This window comes from Streptomyces sp. NPDC054757, from assembly GCF_053612185.1.
Genome location: NZ_JBSHBW010000013.1, coordinates 99,287 through 122,976 on the forward strand (window position 1 = coordinate 99,287; position 23,690 = coordinate 122,976).

A 23,690-nucleotide genomic window follows, 5' to 3' on the forward strand; every position below is an offset into this window, starting at 1 on the left:
AGCTGCGGTGACGGCCCCTGAGACGCCCGCCCGACCAGGGCCGATCAGGGGCCGCAGCACTCCATCAGGATCGCGTCAAGACACCCGTACGAGTGACCCCCCGTCCGTTATGCCGGAATCGATGGCCGTAAGGTCGACGGAGGGTACTCAGCTGCTCTCCGAAAGACAATGGGGCCATGGCACGAGGCAAGCTTCGAATATTCCTCGGCGCGGCACCGGGCGTCGGGAAGACGTACGCGATGCTGTCCGAGGCCCACCGCAGGGTGGAGCGGGGGACCGACTGCGTCATCGCCTTCGTCGAGCATCACGACCGGCCGCGCACGGAGGTGATGATGCACGGCCTGGAGCAGATCCGGCGCCGTGAGATCGGCTACCGCGGCGGTGTCTTCACCGAGATGGACGTGGACGCGGTCCTGGAGCGCGCCCCCGCCGTCGCCCTCGTCGACGAGCTGGCCCACACCAATGTCCCGGGCTCGCGCAACGCCAAGCGCTGGCAGGACGTGGAGGAGCTGCTCAAGGCCGGCATCGACGTCGTCTCGGCCGTCAACATCCAGCATCTGGAGTCACTCGGCGACGTCGTCGAGTCGATCACGGGTGTCGCCCAGCGCGAGACCGTCCCCGACGAAGTGGTCCGCCGGGCCGACCAGCTCGAACTGGTCGACATGTCGCCCCAGTCGCTGCGCCGCCGGATGGCGCACGGCAACATCTACCAACCCGACAAGGTCGACGCGGCCCTCTCCAACTACTTCCGCCCCGGCAACCTCACCGCCCTGCGTGAACTCGCGCTGCTCTGGGTGGCCGACCGGGTGGACGAGTACCTCCAGCAGTACCGCGGCGAGCACAACATCCGCTCCACCTGGCAGGCCCGCGAGCGCATCGTGGTGGGACTCACCGGCGGCCCCGAGGGGCGTACACTCATCCGCCGCGCGGCCAGGATGGCCGCCAAGGGGTCGGGCAGCGAGATCCTCGCCGTCTACATCGCCCGGAGCGACGGCCTGACCTCGGCGTCCCCCAAGGAGCTGGCCTTCCAGCGGACCCTGGTCGAGGATCTGGGCGGCACCTTCCACCACGTCATAGGGGAGGACATCCCCTCCGCGCTGCTGGAGTTCGCCCGCGGGGTCAACGCCACCCAGATCGTGCTCGGCTCCAGCCGCCGAAAGACCTGGCAGTACGTCTTCGGCCCGGGTGTCGGCCAGACCGTGGCGCGGGATTCCGGGCCCGACCTGGACGTCCACATCGTCACCCACGAGGAGGTCGCCAAGGGCCGGGGGCTGCCGGTCGCGCGCGGGGCGCGGCTGGGGCACGTACGGATCATCTGGGGCTGGCTGGCCGGGGTGGTCGGGCCCGCCGTTCTCACCGTGCTGCTGACCAACGTCGACGCCGAGCTGGGCCTCGCCAACGACATGCTGCTGTTCCTGTCGCTGACGGTCGCCGCCGCGCTGCTCGGCGGACTGCTGCCCGCGCTCGCGTCCGCGGCCTTCGGCTCGCTGCTGCTGAACTACTACTTCGCGCCGCCGCTGCATCTGCTGACGATCTCGAACTCGAAGAACATCGTCGCCATCGTGATCTTCTTCTCGGTCGCCGTGGCGGTGGCGTCGGTGGTGGACCAGGCCGCCCGCCGCACGCATCAGGCTGCCAGACTCCGCGCCGAGTCCGAGATCCTCTCCTTCCTGGCCGGCAGCGTGCTGCGCGGCGAGACCTCGCTGGACGCCCTGCTCGAACGGGTGAGGGAGACGTTCGCCATGGAGTCCGTGGCACTCCTCGAACGGAAGAGCGACGTCGATCCCTGGGTCTGTGTGGGCAGCGTCGGGCCCCGGCCGCTCGACCGCCCCGAGGGCGCGGACGTGGACATGCCGATCGGCGACCATATGGCCATGGCGCTCACCGGCCGGGTGCTGCCCGCCGAGGACCGCAGGGTGCTCGGCGCGTTCGCTGCCCAGGCCGCTGTCGTACTGGACCGCCGGCGCCTCGTCGACGAGGCCGAGGAGGCCCGCAGGCTGGCCGAGGGCAACCGCATCCGTACGGCGCTCCTCGCCGCCGTCAGCCACGATCTGCGGACCCCGCTCGCGGCCATCAAGGCGGCCGTCAGCTCACTGCGCTCCGACGACGTCTCCTGGTCGGACGAGGACGAGGCGGAGCTGCTCGCGGGTATCGAGGACGGCGCGGACCGCCTCGACCACCTCGTCGGCAACCTCCTGGACGTCTCCAGGCTCCAGACCGGCACCGTCACCCCGCTGATCCGCGAGATCGACCTGGACGAGGTCGTCCCGATGGCGCTGGGCGGCGTTCCCGAGGGCAGCGCCGAGCTGGACATCCCGGAGACGCTGCCCATGGTGGCCGTCGACCCCGGACTCCTTGAGCGCGCCGTCGCCAACATCGTCGAGAACGCCGTCAAGTACAACCCGGGCGATGTGCCCGTCACCGTGGCCGCCAGCGCGCTGGGCGACCGGGTGGAGCTGCGCGTGGCCGACCGGGGTCCGGGCGTCCCCGACGAGGCCAAGGAGCGCATCTTCGAGCCCTTCCAGCGCCTCGGCGACGCCCCGCGGGGCGTGGGCGTCGGGCTCGGACTCGCGGTCGCCCGCGGCTTCGCCGAGGCGATGGGCGGCACGCTGGGCGCCGAGGACACCCCGGGCGGCGGGATGACCATGGTCCTCACGCTGAGAGCGGTCACGGGACCGGCGGGTGCGGATACCACCGCGCCGTCCGGATCCACCGGAGCCGCGTTGTCGTCCGGATCAAGCGGAGCCGCGCCACCGTCCGGATCCACCGCGGCCGCGCGGCCCGCCCCACCGGCCACCCCACCGGCCGCCCCATCGGCAGAGAGGCAGATCCAGCTATGACCCGGGTGCTCGTGGTCGAGGACGATCCGCAGATCGTACGCGCCCTTGTGATCAACCTGAAGGCGCGCAAGTACGAGGTGGACGCCGCCCCGGACGGGGCCACCGCGCTCCGGCTGGCCGCCGCCCGCCACCCCGACGTGGTCCTCCTGGACCTCGGGCTGCCCGACATGGACGGCGTGGAGGTCATCAGGGGCCTGCGCGGCTGGACCCGGGTGCCGGTCCTGGTGCTCTCCGCGCGCCACACGTCGGACGAGAAGGTCGAGGCGCTGGACGCGGGCGCCGACGACTACGTCACCAAGCCCTTCGGCATGGACGAACTGCTGGCCCGGCTGCGCGCCGCGGTCCGCAGGGCCGAGCCCGTCGGACCCGATTCCGGTGCGGGGGGCGAGGACGTCTCCCTGGTGGAGACCGCCGAGTTCACGGTCGACCTGGCGGCCAAGAAGGTGCAGCGCGCGGGCCGTGACGTACGGCTGACACCGACCGAGTGGCACCTCCTGGAGGTGCTCGTACGGAACACCGGCCGGCTGGTCAGCCAGAAGCAGCTGCTCCAGGAGGTCTGGGGTCCCTCGTACGGCACCGAGACCAACTATCTGCGCGTCTACATGGCCCAGCTGCGCCGCAAACTGGAGGCCGACCCCTCGCACCCCCGGCACTTCGTCACCGAGCCCGGGATGGGATACCGCTTCGAGCACTGACGGGCGCCCGGAAAGGGCCGGGGCACAGCGGGCGGCGGATACCGGCGCCCCGGTACCCTTCACCTATGAGTGTTAAGCCGACCGGCCGCTTCCGCCGGATGATCGACCGGCTGTCGACCTCGCAGGAGGATCTGCACTCCGCGGAGCTGCAGGAGGACGCGCAGGCCACCGGGTGCACCAGGATCTCCGAATGCACCGACCGCCAGATCGTCAAGGTGACTGGTACCTTGCGCACGGTCACCCTGCGTCCCCGGGCCGGTGTGCCCGCCCTGGAGGCCGAGCTGTTCGACGGCACGGCACCGCTGGACGTGGTGTGGCTCGGCCGGCGCTCGATCGTGGGCATAGAACCGGGCCGCAAGCTGATCGCCTCCGGCCGGATCTCCATGAGCCACGGCCGGCGGGTGCTGTTCAACCCCAAATACGAACTGCGACCGCTCGGACAGGAGTAGCCGGTGACGTCTCTCGACAAGCCGACCACAACCGACCAGGACACCGCCGACAGAGCCGTCACGGAGGCCGCTCTCTTCGAAGCCTTCGGCGGGGTGCGGGGCATGGTGGAGACCGTGCTCCCGGGCCTGCTGTTCGTGACGATCTTCACGGTCAACAAGGACCTCAAGACCTCGGCGATCGCCGCCGTGGCGGTCTCCCTGGTGCTCGTCGTGGTGCGGCTGGTCCGCAGGGACACCGTCAAGCACGCCTTCAGCGGTGTCTTCGGTGTCGCCTTCGGCGTGGTCTTCGCGATGATGACCGGCAACGCCAAGGACTTCTATCTGCCGGGCATGCTGTACACGCTGGGGCTCGCTCTCGCCTACATCGTGACGGCGGCGGCGGGCTTCCCGCTGATCGGGGTGATCCTCGGACCGGTCTTCAAGGAGAACCTCTCCTGGCGCACCCGCAACCCCGGCCGCAAATCGGCGTACACCAAGTCGAGCTGGGCCTGGGGGCTGATCCTCCTCGCCAAGTGCGCGGTGCTCTTCCCGCTGTACTGGTGGGCCGACACCACGCAGTTCGGCTGGGTGCTGATCGCGCTGAAGATCCCGCCGTTCCTGCTCGCGGTCTACCTCACCTGGGTCTTCCTGGCGAAGGCCCCGCCGCCCATCGACGTGTTCGCCGAGATGGAGGCCGAGGAGAAGGCCGAGAAGGCACGCAAGGCGGCCGCCGCGGAGGCGCAGCGCGGCGAGGCGTAACAGCCCGTCCACCTCACCCGGCCGCGCAGCCGGCACACTGCGCACAGCGAGAACCGCCGTACCGGGACGACCCCGGTACGGCGGTTCTCGCTCCGGTACGGATCCGGGGCCGGAAGCGGCTAACCGGCCGCGCCCTCCCGGCGTACCGAAAGCAGGTCCTCCAGCTGCTCCTCGCGCGCCTGCGCGGCCACGAACAGCAGCTCGTCGCCCGCCTCCAGCGTCTCCTCCGGGCTCGGCGTCAGGACCCGGGTTCCGCGGATGATGGTGACCAGCGAGGTGTCCTCGGGCCACGCCACCTCGTGGACCTGGGTGCCGGCCAGCGCGGACTCCGGCGGCAGCGTCAGCTCGACCAGGTTGGCGTCGCCGTGGCTGAAGCGCAGCAGCCGTACGAGATCGCCGACGCTCACGGCCTCCTCGACCAGCGCCGACATCAGCCGCGGTGTGGAGACCGCGACATCGACGCCCCAGGACTCGTTGAACAGCCACTCGTTCTTGGGGTTGTTCACCCGGGCCACGACCCGCGGCACCCCGTACTCCGTCTTGGCGAGCAGCGAGACCACCAGATTGACCTTGTCGTCACCGGTCGCGGCGATCACCACGTTGCACCGCTGCAGCGCGGCCTCGTCCAGTGAGGTGATCTCGCAGGCGTCCGCGAGCAGCCACTCGGCCAGCGGCACCCGCTCCACCGAGATGGCGGTGGGCGCCTTGTCGACCAGCAGGACCTCGTGGCCGTTCTCCAGCAGCTCGCCCGCGATGGAACGCCCCACCGCGCCGGCCCCGGCAATAGCGACACGCATCAGTGACCGCCCTCCTCGGGGCCCCGGGCGAAGGCCGCCTCGACCTTCTCGACCTCGGCCGTGTGCATCATGACGTGCACCAGATCGCCCTCCTGGAGCACCGTCCGGGAGGTGGGCAGCGTCGCCTCGCCCAGACGTGTGAGAAACGCGACGCGCACGCCTGTCTCCTCCTGGAGCTGGCTGATCTTCCGGCCGATCCAGGCGGGCGACGTGTGCACCTCCGCGAGCTGCACACCGCCGCTCGGATCGCGCCACAGGGGTTCGGCGCCGGACGGCAGCAGCCGCCGCAGCATCTGGTCGGCGGTCCAGCGGACCGTCGCCACGGTGGGGATGCCCAGACGCTGGTAGACCTCGGCACGGCGGGGGTCGTAGATGCGGGCGGCGACGTTCTCGATCCCGAACATCTCGCGGGCGACCCGCGCCGCGATGATGTTCGAGTTGTCCCCGCTGCTCACCGCGGCGAACGCACCGGCCTCCTCGACACCCGCCTCACGGAGGGTGTCCTGGTCGAAACCGACTCCGGTGACCCGGCGACCGCCGAACCCGGCGCCCAGACGGCGGAAGGCCGTGGGGTCCTGGTCGATGACTGCGACCGTGTGCCCCTGCTGTTCCAGGGTCTGCGCGAGAGCGGCTCCCACTCGCCCGCAGCCCATGATGACGATGTGCACGACCGTCCTTCCACACGTCCGTAAATTTTCGGTCATAACTGTTCCACCGGAAAATGGCCCCGGCCAAGGAATAAAGACTCTCAGACAAGCGGCCAAGCTACACACGCACGGTGCGGGTGGGGAGCCCCGTACGGGGGCCGCCGCGGGGGAGCCGGATATTCCGTCGTGTTGACACTGTGGTGATGAGGGGGTGGGGGGTGCGCGCCCCCTATATCGAACGCTTACGATCCTCACCGTGTCCAAACTGACCGACGTGCCCAAACGCATCCTGATCGGCCGGGCGCTGCGCAGCGACAAGCTGGGTGAGACCCTTCTCCCCAAACGCATCGCGCTTCCCGTCTTCGCCTCCGACCCCCTGTCCTCGGTGGCGTACGCCCCGGGAGAAGTGCTGCTCGTCCTCTCCGTCGCGGGTGTGTCGGCCTACCACTTCAGCCCGTGGATCGCGGTTGCCGTCGTGGTGCTGATGTTCACCGTGGTGGCGTCCTACCGGCAGAACGTGCACGCCTACCCCAGCGGCGGCGGTGACTACGAGGTCGCCACCACCAACCTGGGGCCGAAGGCCGGCCTCACCGTGGCCAGCGCCCTGCTCGTCGACTACGTGCTCACCGTCGCCGTGTCGATCGCGTCCGGCGTCGAGAACCTCGGCTCGGCGATCCCCTTCGTCGTCGAACACAAGGTGCTCTGCGCCGTCGGCACGATCATTCTGCTGACCCTGATGAACCTCCGCGGTGTGAAGGAGTCGGGAAAGCTCTTCGCCATTCCGACGTACGTCTTCGTCGCGGGCGTCTTCATCATGATCGTGTGGGGCGCCTTCAGGGGACTCGTACTCGGCGACACCATGAAGGCCCCGACCGCGGGCTTCACGATCCACGCCGAGCGGGGCGGCCTCGGCGGCTTCGCCATGGTCTTCCTGCTGCTGAGGGCCTTCTCGTCCGGCTGTGCGGCGCTCACCGGCGTCGAGGCGATCAGCAACGGCGTACCGGCCTTCCGCAAGCCGAAGAGCAAGAACGCCGCGTCCACGCTGGCGCTGATGGGCGTCCTGGCCGTCACCATGTTCTGCGGGATCATCGGGCTCGCCATGGCCACCAAGGTGCGGATGGCATCCAACCCCGGCACCGATCTGCTCAACCACGGCGTCCCGCTGGGGTCCGGCTACAACCAGGACCCGGTGATCTCACAGGTGGCCGCCGCCGTCTTCGGCAATGGCACCTTCTTCTTCGTGGTCCTCGCCGCGGCGACCGCACTGGTCCTCTTCCTGGCCGCCAACACCGCGTACAACGGCTTCCCGCTGCTCGGCTCGATCCTCGCCCAGGACCGCTATCTGCCGCGCCAGCTGCACACCCGGGGCGACCGGCTGGCCTTCTCCAACGGCATCGTGCTGCTGGCCGGCGCCGCCGTGCTGCTCGTGGTCATCTACGGCGCCGACTCGACCCGGCTGATCCAGCTGTACATCGTCGGTGTGTTCGTCTCCTTCACCCTCAGCCAGACCGGCATGGTCCGGCACTGGAACCGCCATCTGGCGACCGAGAAGGACCCGAACAAGCGCCGTCACATGATCCGCTCGCGCGCCATCAACACCTTCGGCGCCTTCTTCACCGGTCTGGTGCTGGTCGTCGTCCTGGCCACCAAGTTCACCCACGGCGCCTGGGTCGCCCTGCTCGGCATGGTGATCTTCTTCGGGACCATGACCGCGATCCGCAAGCACTACGACCGGGTGGCCGAGGAGATCGCGGCACCGGACGAACCGTCCGACGAGAGCCTGCGCCCCTCGCGCGTCCACTCGATCGTGCTGGTCTCCAAGGTCCACAAGCCGACGCTGCGCGCGCTGGGCTACGCGAAGCTGATGCGCTCCGACCATCTGGAGGCGCTCTCCATCGGCGTCGACCCGGCCGAGACCAAGGCGCTCAGGGACGACTGGGAGCGGCGCGGCATCAATGTGCCGCTGAAGATCCTGGACTCCCCGTACCGGGAGATCACCCGGCCGATCATCGAGTACGTACGGGGCCTGCGCCGCGAGAGCCCGCGGGACGTCGTCTCCATCTACATCCCCGAGTACGTGGTGGGGCACTGGTACGAGCACGTCCTGCACAACCAGAGCGCCCTGCGCCTGAAGGGCCGGCTGCTCTTCACTCCCGGCGTCATGGTGACCTCGGTCCCGTACCAGCTGGAGTCCTCGGAGCTGGCGAAGAAGCGCGCGAGGAAGCGGGCCGACTGGAATGCGCCGGGCGCGGTGCGCCGCGGCCCGGTGACCAGGCGTCCCGCGGAGCCGGTCGCGGTGTCCGGCAAGGGATCGGGCGCCGGGAAGGGATCGGGTGCCGGGAAGGGCGCCGCCAAGGGCGAGAAGGGTACGAAGGGCGGGAAGGGCAAGGGCTGAAGCGAAGGCCGTCGGGGGCCGTGAGCGGCGGCCCGCCCGGCCGGTGAGCGCGGGGCTTCGTCTGGAGGGGTGTGATCCGTCCGGCGAGCGCGGGTCCGGCCCGTCCGGTCGGTGAGCGCGGGTCCGGCCCCTCCGGTCGGTGAGCGCGGGGCCTGGTCCCGGCCGGTGAACGCGGCGCCTGGTCCGTCCGGCCGGTGAGGGCCGCCCTGGCCCGGCTGGTGAACGGCCGGGCAGCACCCACGTAGACTGGTGGGTCGTTGTCCGGCGGGTCCCCTGTCCGGCATCCGGCAGTTCCCTGTCCGGCTCTTCCCCTTTGATCTTCTGGAGTCCCCCCGCCATGCAGACAGAACCCACGGCATCGCTGGTCGGGGAGGAGTACGAGGTCGAGGTCGGCCCCGTCGCGCACGGCGGCCACTGCATCGCCCGCAACGCGGAGGGCCGGGTCCTCTTCGTACGGCACACGCTGCCCGGCGAGAAGGTCGTCGCCCGGGTGACCGACGGCGAGGAGAGCTCGCGCTTCCTGCGGGCCGACGCCGTGCGGATCATCGAGGCGTCCAAGGACCGGGTCGAGGCCCCGTGCCCCTTCTCGGGCCCCGGCCGGTGCGGCGGCTGTGACTGGCAACACGCCAAGCCGGGCGCGCAGCGCAGGCTCAAGGGCGAAGTGATCGCCGAGCAGCTCCAGCGGCTGGCGGGTCTCACTCCGGAGGAAGCCGGCTGGGACGGCACCGTGATGCCGGCGGCCGGCGACAAGCTCCCGGCGGGCGAGGTGCCCGCGTGGCGCACCCGGGTCCAGTACACGGTGGACGAGCAGGGCAGGGCGGGCCTGCGCAAGCACCGCTCGCACGAGGTCGAGCCGATCGACCACTGCATGATCGCGGCGCCGGGCGTCACGGAGCTGGGCATCGAGAAGCGCGAGTGGCCGCAGCTGGCCTCGGTCGAGGCCATCGCGGCCACCGGCTCCAGCGACCGCCAGGTCGTCCTCACCCCGAGGCCGGGCGGCCGTCTGCCGCTGGTCGAACTGGACAAGCCGGTCTCCGTCCTGCGCGTCGAGGAGCACGACGGGGGAGTGCACCGTGTCCACGGCCGCCCCTTCGTCCGCGAACGGGCCGACGGACGCACGTACCGCGTCGGCATGGGCGGCTTCTGGCAGATCCACCCGCAGGCGGCCGACACCCTGCTGAAGGCCGTGATGCAGGGCCTGATGCCCCGCAAGGGCGACTCGGCGCTCGATCTCTACTGCGGCGTAGGGCTGTTCGCGGGCGCCATCGCCGAACGCGTCGGTGAGCAGGGCGCGGTGCTCGGCATCGAGTCCTCCAAGCGCGCCTGCGAGGACGCCCGGCACAACCTCAGGGAACTGCCGAGGGTCCGCATCGAACACGGCAAGGTCGAGGCGGCCCTGCCCCGCACGGGCATCACGGAGACCGACCTGATCGTCCTGGACCCGCCCCGAGCGGGCGCGGGCAAGCAGACCGTCACACACCTGACTTCGCTGGGCGCCCGCCGTATCGCGTACGTCGCGTGCGATCCGGCTGCGCTGGCCCGGGACTTGGCCTACTTCGCGGAGGGGGGGTACCGGGTGCGGGTGCTGCGGGCTTTCGATCTGTTTCCGATGACCCATCATGTGGAGTGCGTGGCGATTCTTGAGCCAGCTGTAAAGGACGTCTGAACTGCGGCTTTACCGGCCGTGCGCCATGTGCGTTACGTGCACATTTTTGACGCTCAAATGACGCACTGAGAGACGTCCTGACGCTCGTTCTTACGGGCTTGCAGGTGGGGTCGTCCCTGGGCACGGGCGGCATTTAATGGGCGTCTGTCCCTGTGTACGGCGGATCCTCGGCCATGACGCGGTCTATGCGCCCGTGCGCATACGGGGCGGGCTCGGTGCCAGAGGTCGCAGACTTGGCGAGGAGGCGCTGCCCGCGCTTCAGTCCGCATACGACGACTGCGGCGCATTCGACGGCCTGCTGCCGTCCCCCCTGGGAGGAGCTGCTGACCTCCATGCTCGAACGGGCCCCAGCGGAACGGATCTCACAGACCGCAGCACATCTGGTGGCTGTCGCCGAGGATGCAGTCAGGTTGGGCTTTGCGCAGGAGGAGTTCTCGTGGGCCTCACCGGCCCAGGCGCGGCGGGCGTGGCAGAGGTGGCAGAGATGCCCGGGGGAGAGGCGAAGAGCCCTGGGGCGGAAGCGGAGCTCACGCCGCCAGGAGCCGAACGTACGGAAACGAAGTTCACATCCCCCATTCGAGCCGTACCGGCTCTCGCGCCGTGGTCAGTGCCCCGTCGAAGTCCGCGAGACGTTCGGCCAGTGTGGCCGTGGCCACGCGTGGCGGGAGGGCAGCCGAGAACTTCAGGCCGCGGACGGCGCGCGGGTCGACGGTGGGCAGCGTGAGGGAGTCGGCGAGTTCGGCGCGGGCGGATTTCCAGTCAGCGGGGGCGAGGTCCTGGCGCAGGCGGAGGTGGGTGTCGGACGGCCGCTGGACGGGATCGGCGAGGTTGCCGAGGGAGGCGGCAAGGGTCGCATTGGCGCGGTAGCCGGCCCAGGTCCACCAGCGCGTGGCATCGGCGTCGCGAATGACGAGAGTGCCGGCCGGGTGGACCTCGTGAGGGGCACGATCGGTGCGCAGCTCGGTGAGGGCAGCGGCGGCGCGGCGGGTGAGCCGGACATCGGGGTCGGTGCCAAGAAGGACGTTGCGCATGGCACGGGTCATGGCGAATGAGAGGCCGCGGGCCTCACTGCCCTGCCATTTGGCCACACCGCCGTCCTCGACAGGTTCGACGAAGGCACGGCGACGGGCCCAGTCGATGAACGTAACCTGCCAGCTGCGCCCGGCAAGCAGGAGGCGGCGCGGGCCGGGGCGTTCCTCGGTGAGCACGGCGGGGTCGGTGGTGCCGATCTCGGTGCGCCCGGCGAGGACGGTGAATTCGGGCGGCGCGGTGAAGGAAGCGGTGAGTTCCATGAAGTGCCGGCGGCCGAAGTGCTTCTCGGCCTCGGGGCCGATGAAGAGCATGTCGTTGTCGCTGTCCAGAAAGCCCTCGTCGACCAGGTGCTTCAGGAGCGGGGCGGCCGACCGGTCGAAGGGCGCGAGGCCGTTCCACTGGTCCGGCCAGAGCCGGTTGCCGATGCGGTGCTCCTGCAGGGTGAGCGCGAGCAGCTGCTGAGCGACGAGGTGACGGGGCGACGGTGGCGGGGTTACGGGCTCGACCCAGCCCCGGGCCCAGAGCGTGAGCAACCCGGCGGCCTGCAGCAACGACTCCGGCCTGGTTGTGAGGAAGAGACAGTTGCGTGAGGTGCCGGCGCGACGGCCGGTGCGGCCGATCCTTTGCAGGAACGAGGCGACGGCGCCGGGGGAGTCGATCTGGATGACTCGGTCGAGGTCGCCGACGTCGATGCCGAGCTCCAGGGTGGAGGTAGACACGATGACGCAGTCGCGCGCCTCGGCGAACGCCTGCTCGGAGCGGGCCCGTTCATCGGTGGAGAGTGAGGCGTGCGAGAGAAACACGGTGACGTCGCGGGCCCGGAGCGCCGCACCGAGTTCCTCGACCTGCTTGCGGGAGTCGCAGAAGACCAGACGCTTCTCGCCGCGATGCAGGGCGGAGATGACCTTGGCGGCATTGGCGAGCGAACCGACGTAGTCGAGTTCGACGTCTCCCGCGGGTCTCGGCGGCGGGGTGTCCCCAGCCGTGTCCGGCAGAGTGATGCCGGGCGCGACGACCCGTCCCGGGCGTTCGGCGGGGCGCGCCCCCTGCAGCCATGTGAGGAGTGCGTCCGGGTTGCCGACGGTGGCGGAGAGGCCGATCCGCTGGATCCGGTGACCGGCCAGCTGCTCCAGCCGTTCGAGCACGGCAAGTAGGTGCCAGCCCCGGTCGTCACCCGCGAAAGCGTGCACCTCGTCGATGATGACGGCCCGGACCCGGCCGAGCATGTGCGCGTGATCGGTCTTGACACTCATCAGCATCGCTTCGAGCGACTCGGGTGTGGTGAGCAGGAAGTCGGGCGACTCGGTGCGGATACGGCGGCGTGCGGACTCCTGCGTGTCGCCGTGCCAGAGCGCGGCGCGGCGACCGAGCCACTGGGCGTAGGTGTCGACGCGGTGGATGAGGTTGTTGAGGAGGGCTTTGAGCGGGGCCAGGTAGAGGACGGAGGTGCCCGTCCAGTGCTGCTCCCGCATGGCGGACAGGACGGGGAAGGTGGCGGCTTCCGTCTTCCCGCCCGCGGTCGGCGCGAGCAGGATCGCGTCCTCGCCGTCCATCAGTGGTTCTACGGCGGCCTTCTGCAGGGGGCGTAGATCAGGCCATCCGAGAGTATTGACGATGTGGTGCAGGACGACCGGATCGAGGCGTTCGAGCGGGTCGAGGCCGGGCGTCTGGTCCAGCACGTGGGTGGCTCCCTGCGCTTGGTCTTCCGTGAACGGGAGGGAAAGGCGACAGATCAGAGGTCGAGATCGAGATCATCGGCCGACGCGGCCGCCGGGGGCGCGGCGAGATTGCGTTCGGTGGCAGTGAGATCGCCGCTGCCGAGGGTCAGTTTGTAGTGCGTACGCGGATCGAAGTCGTCGAACTGATCGATCCTGTCGAGTACGTCCCCGACCAGCTTCTTCAGGTACAGGCGCGGTGCCACTCCGACTTTCCCTCCCAGCGCTCCGCCCACGGCCCTTGCCAGGTCCGCAAGGTACACGTCGTCGGCTAGCCGCTTGATCCGCTCGGCGGAGTGGGGAGAGGAGACGCCGTCCGCGTACAGGTCGCGGATGGTGGCGCCCAGACCGGTCAGGGACTCCTCCGTGAATCCGGGAAGCCGGATCTGTACGGCACGCGGATTGTCGAAGCGCGGGGCGGTGGTGAAGTCGGTGGCCAGGCGCTGGGCGAGCGGGGCGAGACGCTGGACACCCTGCTGTCCGTCGTAGAAGGCGGGAGTGCCGGTGATGACGAGGTAGAGGCCGGGGAAGCGACCGGAATGAACCTCGTCGATGAGCTGGCGCAGGGCGTTGAGGGCCTTGTCGCGGGCGTCGGAGCGGACCCGTTGCAGCGTCTCCACTTCGTCCAGGACGAGGACGAGCCCGGCGTGCCCTGCGTCCTTGAGTATGGTCAGCAGGCCTTGCAGGAAGCCGAAGGCGCCGAAGTGGTCGAGGTCCCCGCGGATTCCGGCGCTGCGACGTGCGGCAGCTGCGACGTGCGGCTGGCCGCCGAGCCAGGCCATCACTGCGGCGGCGGTCGTCTCGTCGCCGGAGTCCAGGGACTGCTTGTACCCGCGCAGCGCGGTGGCGAAGGCGGGTGCCTGGCGGGACACTTCGGCCAGGCGGGCGGTGAGCAGCCGGTCCACGGCCTGCGGCAGTTCGCTCTCGGCCGCGCCGTCGGTGAGCGCGTCCTCCTCAAGGGCGTAGAACCAAGCATCGGCGATGGGCCGCAGGGCGCTGGGCGGGAAACTCGCGGTGGTCAGGCGTTCGGTGAGCCGCCGGTAGACCGTCTCCAGCTTGTGCAGCGGGGTCTCGGTCTCCGACACCTGTACCTCGGCCACAGCGAAGGTGCGCCGCTTGGCGCGCTCGCCGAGCCATCGGGTGAAGAAGGTCTTGCCGGAGCCGTACTCACCGCGCACTGCCTTGAACACCGAGCCGCCGGCGGCGACGGTGTCCAGTTCCTCGTCGACCGCCTGCTCGAAGCGGCCCAGGCCGGTGGCGAGCAGGTCGAGGCCGCTCTCGGGGACGGCGCCGCGCCGCAATGCGTCCACGACGGCGCGGCGGCGTACGGCACCGACCGGTGCACTGACACGAGGGGTTGAGGATCGAGACGAGTTCACCCGGACAGTCTCCCATCAGGGAGATCGCCGGGCCGCAGGAATGCCGGCGGAGGGATCCGGTTCGTCCTGCTCACGGGGTGCGCAGTCCGAACTGTTCCATCAACTGGGCCCGGTGCAGGCGCAGGGTGCGGTTGTCGGGGAGGATCTCCAGGATCTGGGCGCCGTCGTGGTTGAGGAGCTGCGCCAGGGTCGCGGCGAAGCCGGGGGCGCGGCCGGCGGGCTGGCCCGTGCGTTCGGCCAGGGCGGTCATGGACAGGGTGCCCGCTTCGACGAGGGCGACCAGCGCCTTGGGCAGGACGGACGGCTCCCGCGGCTTCCGGGCGAGCAGGTCCAACTGCGCCGCGTACAGCTCGGTGGCGACGAGACGTTCCACAAGCGCGACGGCAGGCGACTGGGCTTGCGTGGAGGGGGCTTCGGTCTCCGGTGTGGGCTCGGCGAGCTTCTGCGACGTGAGAGGGGCGAGCTCCTCCTCGCCGAAGAGACCGATGACGCCCTCTGCCACGGACGGGGCGGCCTTCTTGGACTGCTTGGCACCCGGACGCGACGGCGTGCCGACGGGGACGGGAGCAGCGGTGCCGGACGATGTGCCGGCCTCGGCGCCGGATCCCGTCTCGATGCCCGTCTCGTCCGACCACCACGACGGAGCCGGATCGCCCAACTCCCGCCATCCTTCCGGTGGTTCGGCGCCGAAGGGTAGCAGGGCGAGCAGCGGGATGGTGAATTCGGCAAGGGTGGCGCCGCCGTGGTAGCCCGCCTTGAGGGCGGTGTACCGGGCCTCGTGGTCGCGCAGAGCGACGATGCGCGAGCCGGGCTCCGGCCAGACCACTCGCGGCCCGGCCAGTGCGATCTCGGAGGGTGCGACCGGGCCGCCGGGGTCGCGGTGACGAGCCGAACCGATGGTGCCTGCCGGCGCGTCGAGCTTGCTGCCCCGCCGTTCGATGACATGGCCGTGGTCGGAGGTCAGGAGCACAGTCATGCCATTCGCACGCGCGGCCCGCAACAGCGGTTCGAGACCACCGACCTCCTTGGCCTGCCAGGCACCGTCCCCGAGCTTCTGCTCCTTGGCAAGTCGGTCGTCGACGGTGTTGAGGACGACGGCGACATGCATGCGTTCGTCGGCCAGGGCCTCGCCGAGGGCGGCTGAGAAGGGCGAGCCGGTGTCGGGGCCGCGCAGGTCGTCCTTGTGGAAGACGGCCGCCGGGGCACCCTGCCAGCAGGAGTGCTGAGGGAAGAGCCGCTTCTCGTCGTTCTGGTCGCCCCTCATCAGGGTCCCGGCGAAGAGAGAGGTGCGCGAGACAGCGGTGAGGGTGGGCAACGCTGCGGCCACGGCACGCCGCACCGGTGTGCCGTGAGCCCCGGGAAGCGGGTCGAACTCGGCCCACTGCTCGTGCAGTTCCTGCCCCAGCTCGGCCGCTATGGCCGCGCTCATCCCGTCCAGGAGCAGTAGCAGGACCCGGCGCCCCGGCTCGGCGACGACCGGCGCGACGACCCGCGTCAGGAGGGACTCGACGGTGAGCAGGGAACCGGGGGAGCTACCGTCCGCCGTCCACACCGCGAGCCGTTCGCTGAAGGCGTGGTCGAGCGTGCGGCGGGTCCGCTGCACCTGGTCGCCGATCCGGCTGTATGCGGCGGCGAGTACGGGGTCGGGGTCGCCGCCCGCCTCCAGGTGCTCCAGGGCGCGGTCGGACCAGCCGAGTTCGCGGATCTGGCGTTCCGTCCCGTCGGTCACTGACTCGATCCAGTCCGACGGGTTTCCGGCCAGCCACCGTTGCAGCCGCACGGCCATCCGGACCCGCTCGATCCGGGCCCGGGTCTCGCTGTCGCCGGCGGCAAGAGCGTGCGCGCGGAGCGCGGTGACTGAGTCCGTGACCGCCTCTGTGGAGCCGTCGGTCAGCGCGTGACCGGCCGCGGCGAACCGGGCGTCGAGCCCGGCGGGCAGGAGCGGACTGGAGGTGGCGGCTGCCTGCGCCCCGAACTGGGCGACCAGCTGTGCGGCCCGGATCAGGACCGGGTCGGAGAGACGGTGCTCGCCTCGGTCGATGAGATCGCGTACGTACGTCTCACCGCTGCGGGCGAAGGAGGCCAGGAGCCGGTCGAGTTCGTCGCCCTGGGCCGGCGGCTGCTCGCCGAGCCATCGTTCGGCCCGGCCGCGCGCGCGGTACAGGTTGTGGTCTGCCTCCGCATGTCCCCACAGGGCGGCGCAGACCACCGCGTACGCAGCCGCGTCGGGGCCGTGCTCGGCCTCGACCAGGGCGGTGATCACCTTGCCTGTGGAGCCGCCCTGCTCGGGTGCGGCGAGGAAGCGGGCGAGGCCGGCTTTCTCCGGTCCGCGCAGCGCGCGCAGGAGGTCCGGGCCACCAGGGGTGAGGGTCCACCGGAACAGGGCGACGGGGTCGACCCGGTCTGCCTCTCCCGGCAGGACGCGTTCCGCCGGTGTGTCCCCGCTGCTGTCGTCGAGGCGCAGACGCCGCCGGGTCAGCCGGGTGAGGGCCTCGTCGCGGGAGAGCACACCCCTGCCGATCGAGCGCCAGCCCCGGGTGCCCGCCGCGTCCAGGAGCGCCTCGGCCGCCCAGGTCTCGCCGCGCAGACGCGTGTCGAGGCCGCTCGCGCCGAACGCCTCCTGCACGACCTCCCAGTTGTCGACGGACCTGATGCGGCGACCGTAGACGCGGGCGAGCAGACCGGGGTCGAGCTCGGTGTCCTCCCGGTCGGTGAGGACGACGAGGACGCGCGGCTCGGGCGGGACCTGCGCCTGAAGGTGGCCCAGGATCTGCTCGTGCACCGCGAGGACGGACGGTGCGACAGTCACCCGCACCTGCGCCGCGCCCATCGTCGGCTGCTCGGCAGCCCCGTCCCACTGTGGAGCGGCCCGCAGCAGCATGACGCGGACCGCGCCGTCGCAGAGCTTGCTGCGCGCGGCGACGAACTGGCGGACCGTGCTCACCGAGAGGCGGGAGGGACCCGCGACCGAGGGCCCCGGCCCGGCGGCGGGCGTGATGGTGATCGTGCCGGACATCAGTCGACGACCTTCCAGGTGACCTCGACGGCGGCATCGGGGTGTGCTGCGGCGAGTGCCGCGATCTCGGCCTGTAGCTCTGCAGCAGCCCGGGCAGCCGTCGTCCGTCCGCCACCGGAGCGGGCCACCGGGAGGGCCGGATCGCGAGGCGCGGGCGGCGGCGTCGGCAGCACCTGCGGATGGGCGGAGCCGCCGTCCAGGGGCACCGTGTCGGAGCTGGGTGCCGGGTCGGTGGGCTGCTGCGGGGCCGGCGGCGGACTCTGCCGGGACCGCAGCAGCGCCATCACCTCCCGGCTGCCCTTCTTCAGGACGGCCGGCAGGTCGGGGTAGTCGCCGGGGTCGCCGGCCGCGGCGTCGCGCACCCGCTCCAGGATCGCCGCACCGTCCCGGCCGAGGGTGTCGGCCAGCTCCAGCTGTTCACCCCAGCTGGTGTTCTGCAGCGCATCGGACACGGTCCCGGCACTGGTCAGCGACATGCTGTACCGGTGCGCGGTGAACCCGCCGAGGTCGAATGCGGCCAGCCGGTCCACCACGGCCTTGGCACCGAGGTTCTCCGCGCGCACCGCGTCCACCAGCTCCTGAGCCCGCCGGGCGAGCACAAGGCGGGGCGAAGAATCGTCCAGGTGCAGGAACCGCCGGTGTTTCTCCAGCTCCGTGACGAGTCGCCCCGCATCGGTGGCGAACGCGTTCGCAGCCTTGCGGATCTGCCCGGCGAACTGGTTCACGATCCGCCCACGCCGCAACTGCGGTGCGGGCGTACCGAACACCGTCTCGTACCGCTTGCGAGCCTCCGCCCAGTCCGTCTCGGTGGGCAGCGGCTGCTCCCGCAGCGCGTAGTCACGCTTCAGGTCGCTCGGCAGCGGTGCGGGTTCGACCGCGACTCCGCCGCGCACCCACACGCGGTCGGACATTTCCGCGTACGCGGCGGCGAGCAGCCGGCGCAGCGGCTCGGGCAGGCCGCGCGGGTCGGGCCGGTCGGTCCAGTCGGCGAGCCTGACCAGGGTCGGCTCGGCCACTCCGTCCCGGCGGGCCTGCGCGTTGAAGTGGTCGAGCCAGCCGTTGGACTGCCGGTAGTACGCCTCCTGCATCACACCGAGCTTGAGGCCGCCCGCGATCCGCGCCATGACCTTGCGGTCCTTGGACTCGACCTCCACCTGCCCGTCACGGTCCTCGGCGGCCTTGCGCACGTACTCGAAGACGGTCTTGATCTCGGCGGCCCGCAGCGGCTTCCCGGTGCCTTCCGGATCCAGCTCGGGGTGGGCGGGGAACTGGTGGGCGAGCAGCTTCCCGGACAGCTGGCGTGCGGCGTCGTCCATCTGCGCGCCGATCGGCAGCTGCAGGTCCGCCACCTGCTGCTGGGCCTCAAGGTGGTTGCCGAAGCCGAGGTCGACGACGCCTTCCTGCTTCTGTGCGAGTCCGTACGCCTGCTTCAGCGCGCCCAGGACCCGCTCGGTGAGGACTTCCCGCTGCGACTGCAGCATGCCCTTGGCACGCGCCTTGTCGTCGGCGTTGAGACTGCGTGCGAACTCGGAGTCGAAGCGGGCCTCGTCGGACAGTGCCTTGTCGATGACGACGAGACGTTCGAAGTCGCCGCGGGTGGCGTCGGTGAAATGAGTGGGCAGCCAGGCCAGGGTCCGAGAGTCGCCGCCCGTCTTCTCCCGCAGCGTACGCAGCCGCTGGAGGTCGTCCATCGGCCCGAACTCGCCCTCGTCGTAAGGGAAGTCGACGACGAGCCGCCAGGCGTCCTCCTGGTTGGGCCGCAGCGCCGCATCCGACAGCGAGTCGACGTCGGCGACGTTCCCGAAGACCACCTCGACCTGCCGCTCGGTGCCCTTCCACACCAGGTCGAGTATGTCGTACGGGTCGAACCCGCCGGTCCCGTCGGTGACGCCGAGCGCCTCCTTGAGCAGGGCGCGCATCTTGCTCCGGCGGTTGCCCAGGTTGTTGTGCACCTGAGCGTTGGCGAGCACTGCGTCGAGGTCGACACCGGTCAGTTCGAGGCGGACGACCGCACCGGGGCCGGTGCCGGCGACCTTGATCTCGGGGAAGGTCGCCGCCCATTCCTTCGCCTTCTGCTCCAGGCGGCCGATCTCGGTTCCGGCGATCCGAGTGGTGATGGATCCGTGGTTGAGCGCGTTGAGCCGGGCCAGGGTCAGGTCGGACAGGGCGGGGACGCTCGGCGCGAGCGCGGAGAGGAGCAGCGTCTGGATCAGTCGGCTGTCACCGGTGAAGTCCCGGCAACGGGCCTTCAACTGCGGATCGTTGGTCGTCTCCGGACGGCGCTTGTACGTCTCCACGTCGTCTTCGGTGACCTGGTTGGTCTTCAGCAGGTATGGGCGCAGCTTCTCGCGGTACAGCTTGTCCGCCGCCTCGAAGTGGACGCTTGTCTCACCGCTGAACGCCTTGTCGCCGCCGCCGACGATCGCCGGGTACAGATCGCCGAGCGGTACGAGCTGGCCGAGCCGCCAGTCGTCCCGGTGGTCGACCAGGAGCTGGCTCATCAGCTTCAGGCCGGTGCGGGAGCGCTGCAACGCCCCGGAGATGTGCACCAGGGTGTCCATGAACGCCGGCGGGAAGGGGTAGGTGCGCCGGAAGGCGTCCTCGTCCGCGCCGGTGGTGGAGTCCTTGTGGCCGAGCAGGGTCTGCCAGACGTCCGGGCCGAGCTTCTTGGCCTCGTCGAAGGCCGCCGCGACCTTCGCCTCGGCCTCGTCGTCCACGGGGTGCAGCAGACGGGCCTGCGCGATCGTCGGCAGGTTGCGGTCCTCCAGGACGATCGAGTCGTACCGGCCGCCGTTGAGCTTCAGCGTGTCCTGTACGGCGGCCTCGGCGGCGCCGGACATCTCCTCGCCGACCAGCTCGCGCAGGTCACGCTGGCGGGCGATGAACGAGACGACGGGGATGGCGCGGCGCTCGTCGGCCCCCTCCACGAAGTTGGTGACCTTGCCCGCCTCGCGGCCGAGCGCCTTCTGGTCGTGGATGAGGGTGGCCAGCCACAGGATCAGCTCGTCCATGAAGAGGACGAGGCCGTCGTAGCCGAGGGATTTGGCGTGTGCGGCGATGATGCCGAGGCCCTTGTCCAGGGAGACGAAACCGTCGGCGTTCTCCGAGGCGTTGCGGGCGAAGGACGGGAAGAGGGTCTTGGTCAGGTCCTGGACGAGCCGGGCGCGCAGCTCCTGCGGGGTGGTCGGGTTGTCCAGGTCGAAACCCTTGGTGTTCTCGTGCTCCTCCTGCGCGGCGACGGCCCGGTCGAGCAGTTCGGTGGTCCAGGCGAACGCCTCGCCCCACTCGTCGCCCTCACCGCTGTCGGCCTCGGCGAGCTGAGCGATCACACGGTCGTCGCCGCTGCCACGGCGATGAGCCGCGAAGTCCTCGAAGAGGCCGTCGGTCAGATAGACCTGCGGCAGATCGCAGCCGGGGTGCACCTTGCGTACGTGCTCCACGTACTTGCCGAGAATGCGCTGCTCAAGGGACTTGGCGCCGAGCATGTGGTACGGGACGAGGAGGAACTTGCGGTCGTCCGCGTCCAGCCAGGGGTGGTTGTTGCGGACGGGGTCCAGGTCGTCCTTGGCACGGGCGGCCTGGTGGCCGGAGAGGAGGGCGTAGAGCACGGCCATGAAGTGCGACTTACCGGAACCGAACGAGCCATGCAGGTAGGCAGCCTTGGAGGAGTGGCTGTCGAGCGCCGATTTGATCAGGTCCAGTGCCTCGTCGAAGTTGCCGCGCAGGCGGTCGGTGACGACGTAGTCCCGCAGGGCGGCCTCGGCGCCCTCAGGCGTGACAGCCTCACCGAGCTTCAGTACGAAGTCGGACGTCGACACGCGCTCCGGGATGCGGATCAGCTCGCGCAGGAGGGGGCGGTCCTCGGGACGGGGGGTGTTCCTGCTCATGAACGCCATGTGTCTGTGATGCTCCTCGCCCGGCCGGTCCTTCAGCTCGATCAGGAACTGAGCTGCCCGATTAATCGTAGAGGGTGGTACTGACAGCGGCCCATGCGATTCCCGACAGCCGCATAACACGGTGGGTTACGCGGGCCGGCATCACCCAGGCATTCGCCGCGCCGGAGGATCACGCCGAGTGAATCTTCCTGTGTCCGTCTACGGCGCGGGAATGCTCAGCGCCTTCGACCAGCAGGACTGCCCGGCCCGCCTCCTGCACCGTGCGCTGCTCGGCCCGGGCCGCCCGCCGGTGATCCCGCTCCTCGTCCTCGCGCAGGCGTGGCGGTCCGGGAGGTGGACGCCGCTGACCAGGCTGATTCCGCAGTGCGTGATGTTCGGCACCCGGAGTGCCGAACACCATCGTGCGGCGTGTGCCAGGGCGGAGATGCGACCGGTGACGCCACGCGGGCCGGGTAGCTGCTCGCGCTTGGCGGCCTGCCGGACGAGAAGCGCCCCGACGCGGTGGACGCGCTTGCGGTCGTCGTCGCGGTGCGCCATCCGGAGGCGGTCGTGGTCGCCTCCGGCCCACGGCACCTCCGTGCCTACGGGGACGCTCTGGATCAGGGCGCCACGGGTGTGCGGATTCTGCCGGCGCCGGAGCCGGCGGGCGTCCTTGAGGGCAAGTGCGTGCTGCTCTGAGCAGTCCGGTTCCCGCCGGGTGTCGGTGAGCGATGCCGGCGTCAGGGGTGGTCCGGCCCGCTGGGGTCTGGATGGCCGATCAGCCCGGTCTGTGCCCATACGGTCTTGCCGGGGCCGGTGCGGTCATCGACGCCCCAGGCGTCGGCGACCGTCGCTACCAGGGCGAGCCCTCGGCCGCCGTCGGCGTCCGCGTCGGCCATGGTGACCGTGGTGGGGTCGGGGCGTCGCGGGTGGGTGTCGGAGACCTCCACGCGTACGACCGCGGTCGGGTGCGCGTGCTGGTGGAGGAGGCGTAGCTCGAAGTTCGGTCCCGGTACGCGGCCGTGGCGGGCGACGTTGGCCGCGAGCTCGGCGACGAGGAGCGCGACGGTGTCGCAGAGCGCGCTGCCGGGCGGAACTCCCCAGTCAACGAGCCGGGCCACGGCGGCCCGGCGGGCGAGGCTCGCACCGAGGCGGGTGGCGGGGAAGGCGTGCGTGGACTCTTGGACGGCCAGGGGTGGTTCAACCTGCGATGTCGTCATGGGCCCAGCCTTCCGGCGGCGCCCGTCGTGCCGACAGGAACGGCACCCATACAGATCCATCTGTACTTGTTCACGCTCTGGACTGGGTTGGTTACTATCCGTGACCCTGGGCAGATTGGCCGACGCGACGTACGGGGCGCAAGGCGCAGGGCACGGAAAGCGGGGCGGCGATGACGGCGGACCAGGACGGCAGCGGTACGGCGGCGTGTGGTGAACCCGAACTGTCGGACAGTCTCAAGACGTTCGGGGCCGTTTTGAAGGCGCTGCGGGAGGCAGGAGGGTTCACGCAGGAGGAGTTCGCGGCCCGGGTGCGGTATTCGGCGGCATACGTCGCGAAGATCGAGCAGGGTAAGCGGTTCCCTCCGGAGGCGCTGCCCGGGAGGGCGGAGGAGGCGCTGGGCCGGTCGCGGGGAAGGTCCTCGCGGCAGCGGCGAAGAGCCTGCGCAGGAAGGCCGGGCTGGCGTCCTGGTTCCTGCAGTGGGCGGGGATCGAGGAAGAGGCGATCACGCTGTACGCGTATGAGTGCCGGGGGATTCCGGGGTTGTTGCAGACCGAGGGATACATCCGGGCAGTCTTCGATCGACGGCTGCCGCCCTTGTCGGAGCAGCAGTTCGAGCAGCAGGTTGCTGCACGCCTTGAACGACAGGAGCTCTTGGCCGCGCGGCCCAACACCTCGTTCTCGTTCCTTGTCGAGCAAGCTGTCTTGGAGCGCCAGTTGGGAGGGCCTCAGGTGACTTCTGCCCTCATTGACAACCTGCTGACGCAAGGCCGTCGACGCAACGTGGAAATCCTCGTCATGGCACTCAAACAGCATGACCACTCGGGCATCGACGGCCAGATGTACCTCGCCGAGACCTCGTCCAACAGCTGGTTCGGGTACGTCGAAGGTCACGACGGCAGCACTCTCATGGCCGACCCGAAAGTGGTCAGTGCCATGCTTCAGCGCTATGGCAAGATGCGTTCACAGGCGCTGAGCCACGAGGCCACAGTCGGCCTGCTGAAGCAGATTCAAGGAGCGCTATGAGCACCGAACTTGACTGGGTCAAGAGCAGCTACAGCGGCAGCGGTGGCGACAACTGCATCGAGGTTGCGCTGGACGCCGAAGCGGTCCATGTGCGGGACTCCAAGGATCTCGGCCGCGACTCGTTCGCCGTGGCCCCCGGTGCCTGGGCGGCTTTCACCGCGCACGTGTCGGGTTCCTGACTGCCGTCTGTGAGGCGGCGGAT

At 70.3% G+C, this 23,690-nt stretch carries 15 protein-coding genes and 1 pseudogene; 9 read left to right on the top strand and 7 right to left on the bottom strand.

The window, feature by feature from the left end; translation table 11 throughout:
• The first annotated feature begins 176 nt into the window (after positions 1 to 176).
• The 4 genes from ACWGKJ_RS17775 (at position 177) to ACWGKJ_RS17790 (ending at position 4,722) form a co-directional block, all read left to right on the top strand.
• Positions 177 to 2,840, top strand: a complete 2,664-nt coding sequence (locus tag ACWGKJ_RS17775; RefSeq protein WP_385030728.1) for an ATP-binding protein — start codon at positions 177 to 179, stop codon at positions 2,838 to 2,840.
• A complete protein-coding gene (locus tag ACWGKJ_RS17780; RefSeq protein ID WP_385030725.1) occupies positions 2,837 to 3,535 on the top strand; it encodes a response regulator in 699 nt (232 codons plus the stop codon). The genes ACWGKJ_RS17775 and ACWGKJ_RS17780 overlap by 4 nt, the downstream gene beginning before the upstream one ends.
• 98 nt (positions 3,536 to 3,633) lie before the next feature.
• On the top strand, positions 3,634 to 3,984 hold the full coding sequence (locus ACWGKJ_RS17785) for an OB-fold nucleic acid binding domain-containing protein (RefSeq protein WP_385030737.1): 351 nt from the start codon (positions 3,634 to 3,636) through the stop codon (positions 3,982 to 3,984).
• A 3-nt stretch (positions 3,985 to 3,987) separates the two neighbouring features.
• On the top strand, positions 3,988 to 4,722 hold the full coding sequence (locus ACWGKJ_RS17790) for a DUF3159 domain-containing protein (RefSeq protein ID WP_385030722.1): 735 nt from the start codon (positions 3,988 to 3,990) through the stop codon (positions 4,720 to 4,722).
• Positions 4,723 to 4,841: 119 nt separating this feature from the next.
• Here ACWGKJ_RS17790 and ACWGKJ_RS17795 read toward each other — a convergent pair whose 3' ends face one another.
• Together ACWGKJ_RS17795 and ACWGKJ_RS17800 are read right to left on the bottom strand one after the other, a co-directional pair.
• Positions 4,842 to 5,519, bottom strand: a complete 678-nt coding sequence (locus ACWGKJ_RS17795) for a potassium channel family protein (RefSeq protein ID WP_385030719.1) — start codon at positions 5,517 to 5,519, stop codon at positions 4,842 to 4,844.
• Positions 5,519 to 6,187 carry a potassium channel family protein gene (locus ACWGKJ_RS17800; protein WP_385030716.1) on the bottom strand — a complete coding sequence of 223 codons (669 nt, stop codon included), beginning with the start codon at positions 6,185 to 6,187 and terminating at the stop codon, positions 5,519 to 5,521. The genes ACWGKJ_RS17795 and ACWGKJ_RS17800 overlap by 1 nt, the downstream gene beginning before the upstream one ends.
• A 235-nt stretch (positions 6,188 to 6,422) precedes the next feature.
• On the opposite strand from ACWGKJ_RS17800, the gene ACWGKJ_RS17805 reads away from it, so the two are divergent.
• Positions 6,423 to 8,561, top strand: a complete 2,139-nt coding sequence (locus tag ACWGKJ_RS17805) for an APC family permease (RefSeq protein ID WP_385030713.1) — start codon at positions 6,423 to 6,425, stop codon at positions 8,559 to 8,561.
• Positions 8,562 to 8,898: 337 nt separating this feature from the next.
• The gene (locus ACWGKJ_RS17810) at positions 8,899 to 10,227 is read left to right on the top strand and encodes a class I SAM-dependent RNA methyltransferase (protein ID WP_385030710.1); all 1,329 of its coding nucleotides are present in this window, start codon (positions 8,899 to 8,901) and stop codon (positions 10,225 to 10,227) included.
• Between the two features lie 563 nt (positions 10,228 to 10,790).
• Here the strand turns inward: ACWGKJ_RS17810 and ACWGKJ_RS17815 are convergent.
• The 4 genes from ACWGKJ_RS17815 to pglY form a co-directional block, all read right to left on the bottom strand.
• Complete coding sequence (locus ACWGKJ_RS17815) at positions 10,791 to 12,938, bottom strand: DEAD/DEAH box helicase (protein WP_385030707.1); 2,148 nt, start codon at positions 12,936 to 12,938, stop codon at positions 10,791 to 10,793.
• A gap of 53 nt (positions 12,939 to 12,991) precedes the next feature.
• Entirely contained in the window at positions 12,992 to 14,353 is a 1,362-nt protein-coding gene (brxD, locus tag ACWGKJ_RS17820) for a BREX system ATP-binding protein BrxD (protein WP_385030704.1), read from the bottom strand.
• 70 nt (positions 14,354 to 14,423) lie between these two features.
• Positions 14,424 to 17,369, bottom strand: a complete 2,946-nt coding sequence (pglZ, locus tag ACWGKJ_RS17825; protein ID WP_385030701.1) for a BREX-2 system phosphatase PglZ — start codon at positions 17,367 to 17,369, stop codon at positions 14,424 to 14,426.
• Positions 17,369 to 21,265: a BREX-2 system ATPase PglY gene (pglY, locus tag ACWGKJ_RS17830; RefSeq protein WP_385030698.1), complete on the bottom strand. Its 3,897-nt coding sequence runs from the start codon at positions 21,263 to 21,265 to the stop codon at positions 17,369 to 17,371. The genes pglZ and pglY overlap by 1 nt, the downstream gene beginning before the upstream one ends.
• Positions 21,266 to 21,766: 501 nt before the next feature.
• Between pglY and ACWGKJ_RS17835 the strand changes: the two genes are divergently transcribed.
• Complete coding sequence (locus tag ACWGKJ_RS17835; RefSeq protein ID WP_385030695.1) at positions 21,767 to 21,943, top strand: hypothetical protein; 177 nt, start codon at positions 21,767 to 21,769, stop codon at positions 21,941 to 21,943.
• A gap of 41 nt (positions 21,944 to 21,984) precedes the next feature.
• Here ACWGKJ_RS17835 and ACWGKJ_RS17840 read toward each other — a convergent pair whose 3' ends face one another.
• On the bottom strand, positions 21,985 to 22,464 hold the full coding sequence (locus ACWGKJ_RS17840) for an ATP-binding protein (RefSeq protein WP_385030692.1): 480 nt from the start codon (positions 22,462 to 22,464) through the stop codon (positions 21,985 to 21,987).
• Between the two features lie 170 nt (positions 22,465 to 22,634).
• On the opposite strand from ACWGKJ_RS17840, the pseudogene ACWGKJ_RS17845 reads away from it, so the two are divergent.
• Both ACWGKJ_RS17845 and ACWGKJ_RS17850 read left to right on the top strand, forming a co-directional pair.
• Positions 22,635 to 23,488 (top strand): annotated as a pseudogene (locus tag ACWGKJ_RS17845) (helix-turn-helix domain-containing protein).
• Positions 23,485 to 23,667: a DUF397 domain-containing protein gene (locus ACWGKJ_RS17850; RefSeq protein WP_018895950.1), complete on the top strand. Its 183-nt coding sequence runs from the start codon at positions 23,485 to 23,487 to the stop codon at positions 23,665 to 23,667. Before ACWGKJ_RS17845 ends, ACWGKJ_RS17850 begins: the two are co-directional and overlap by 4 nt.
• Positions 23,668 to 23,690 lie beyond the last annotated feature (23 nt).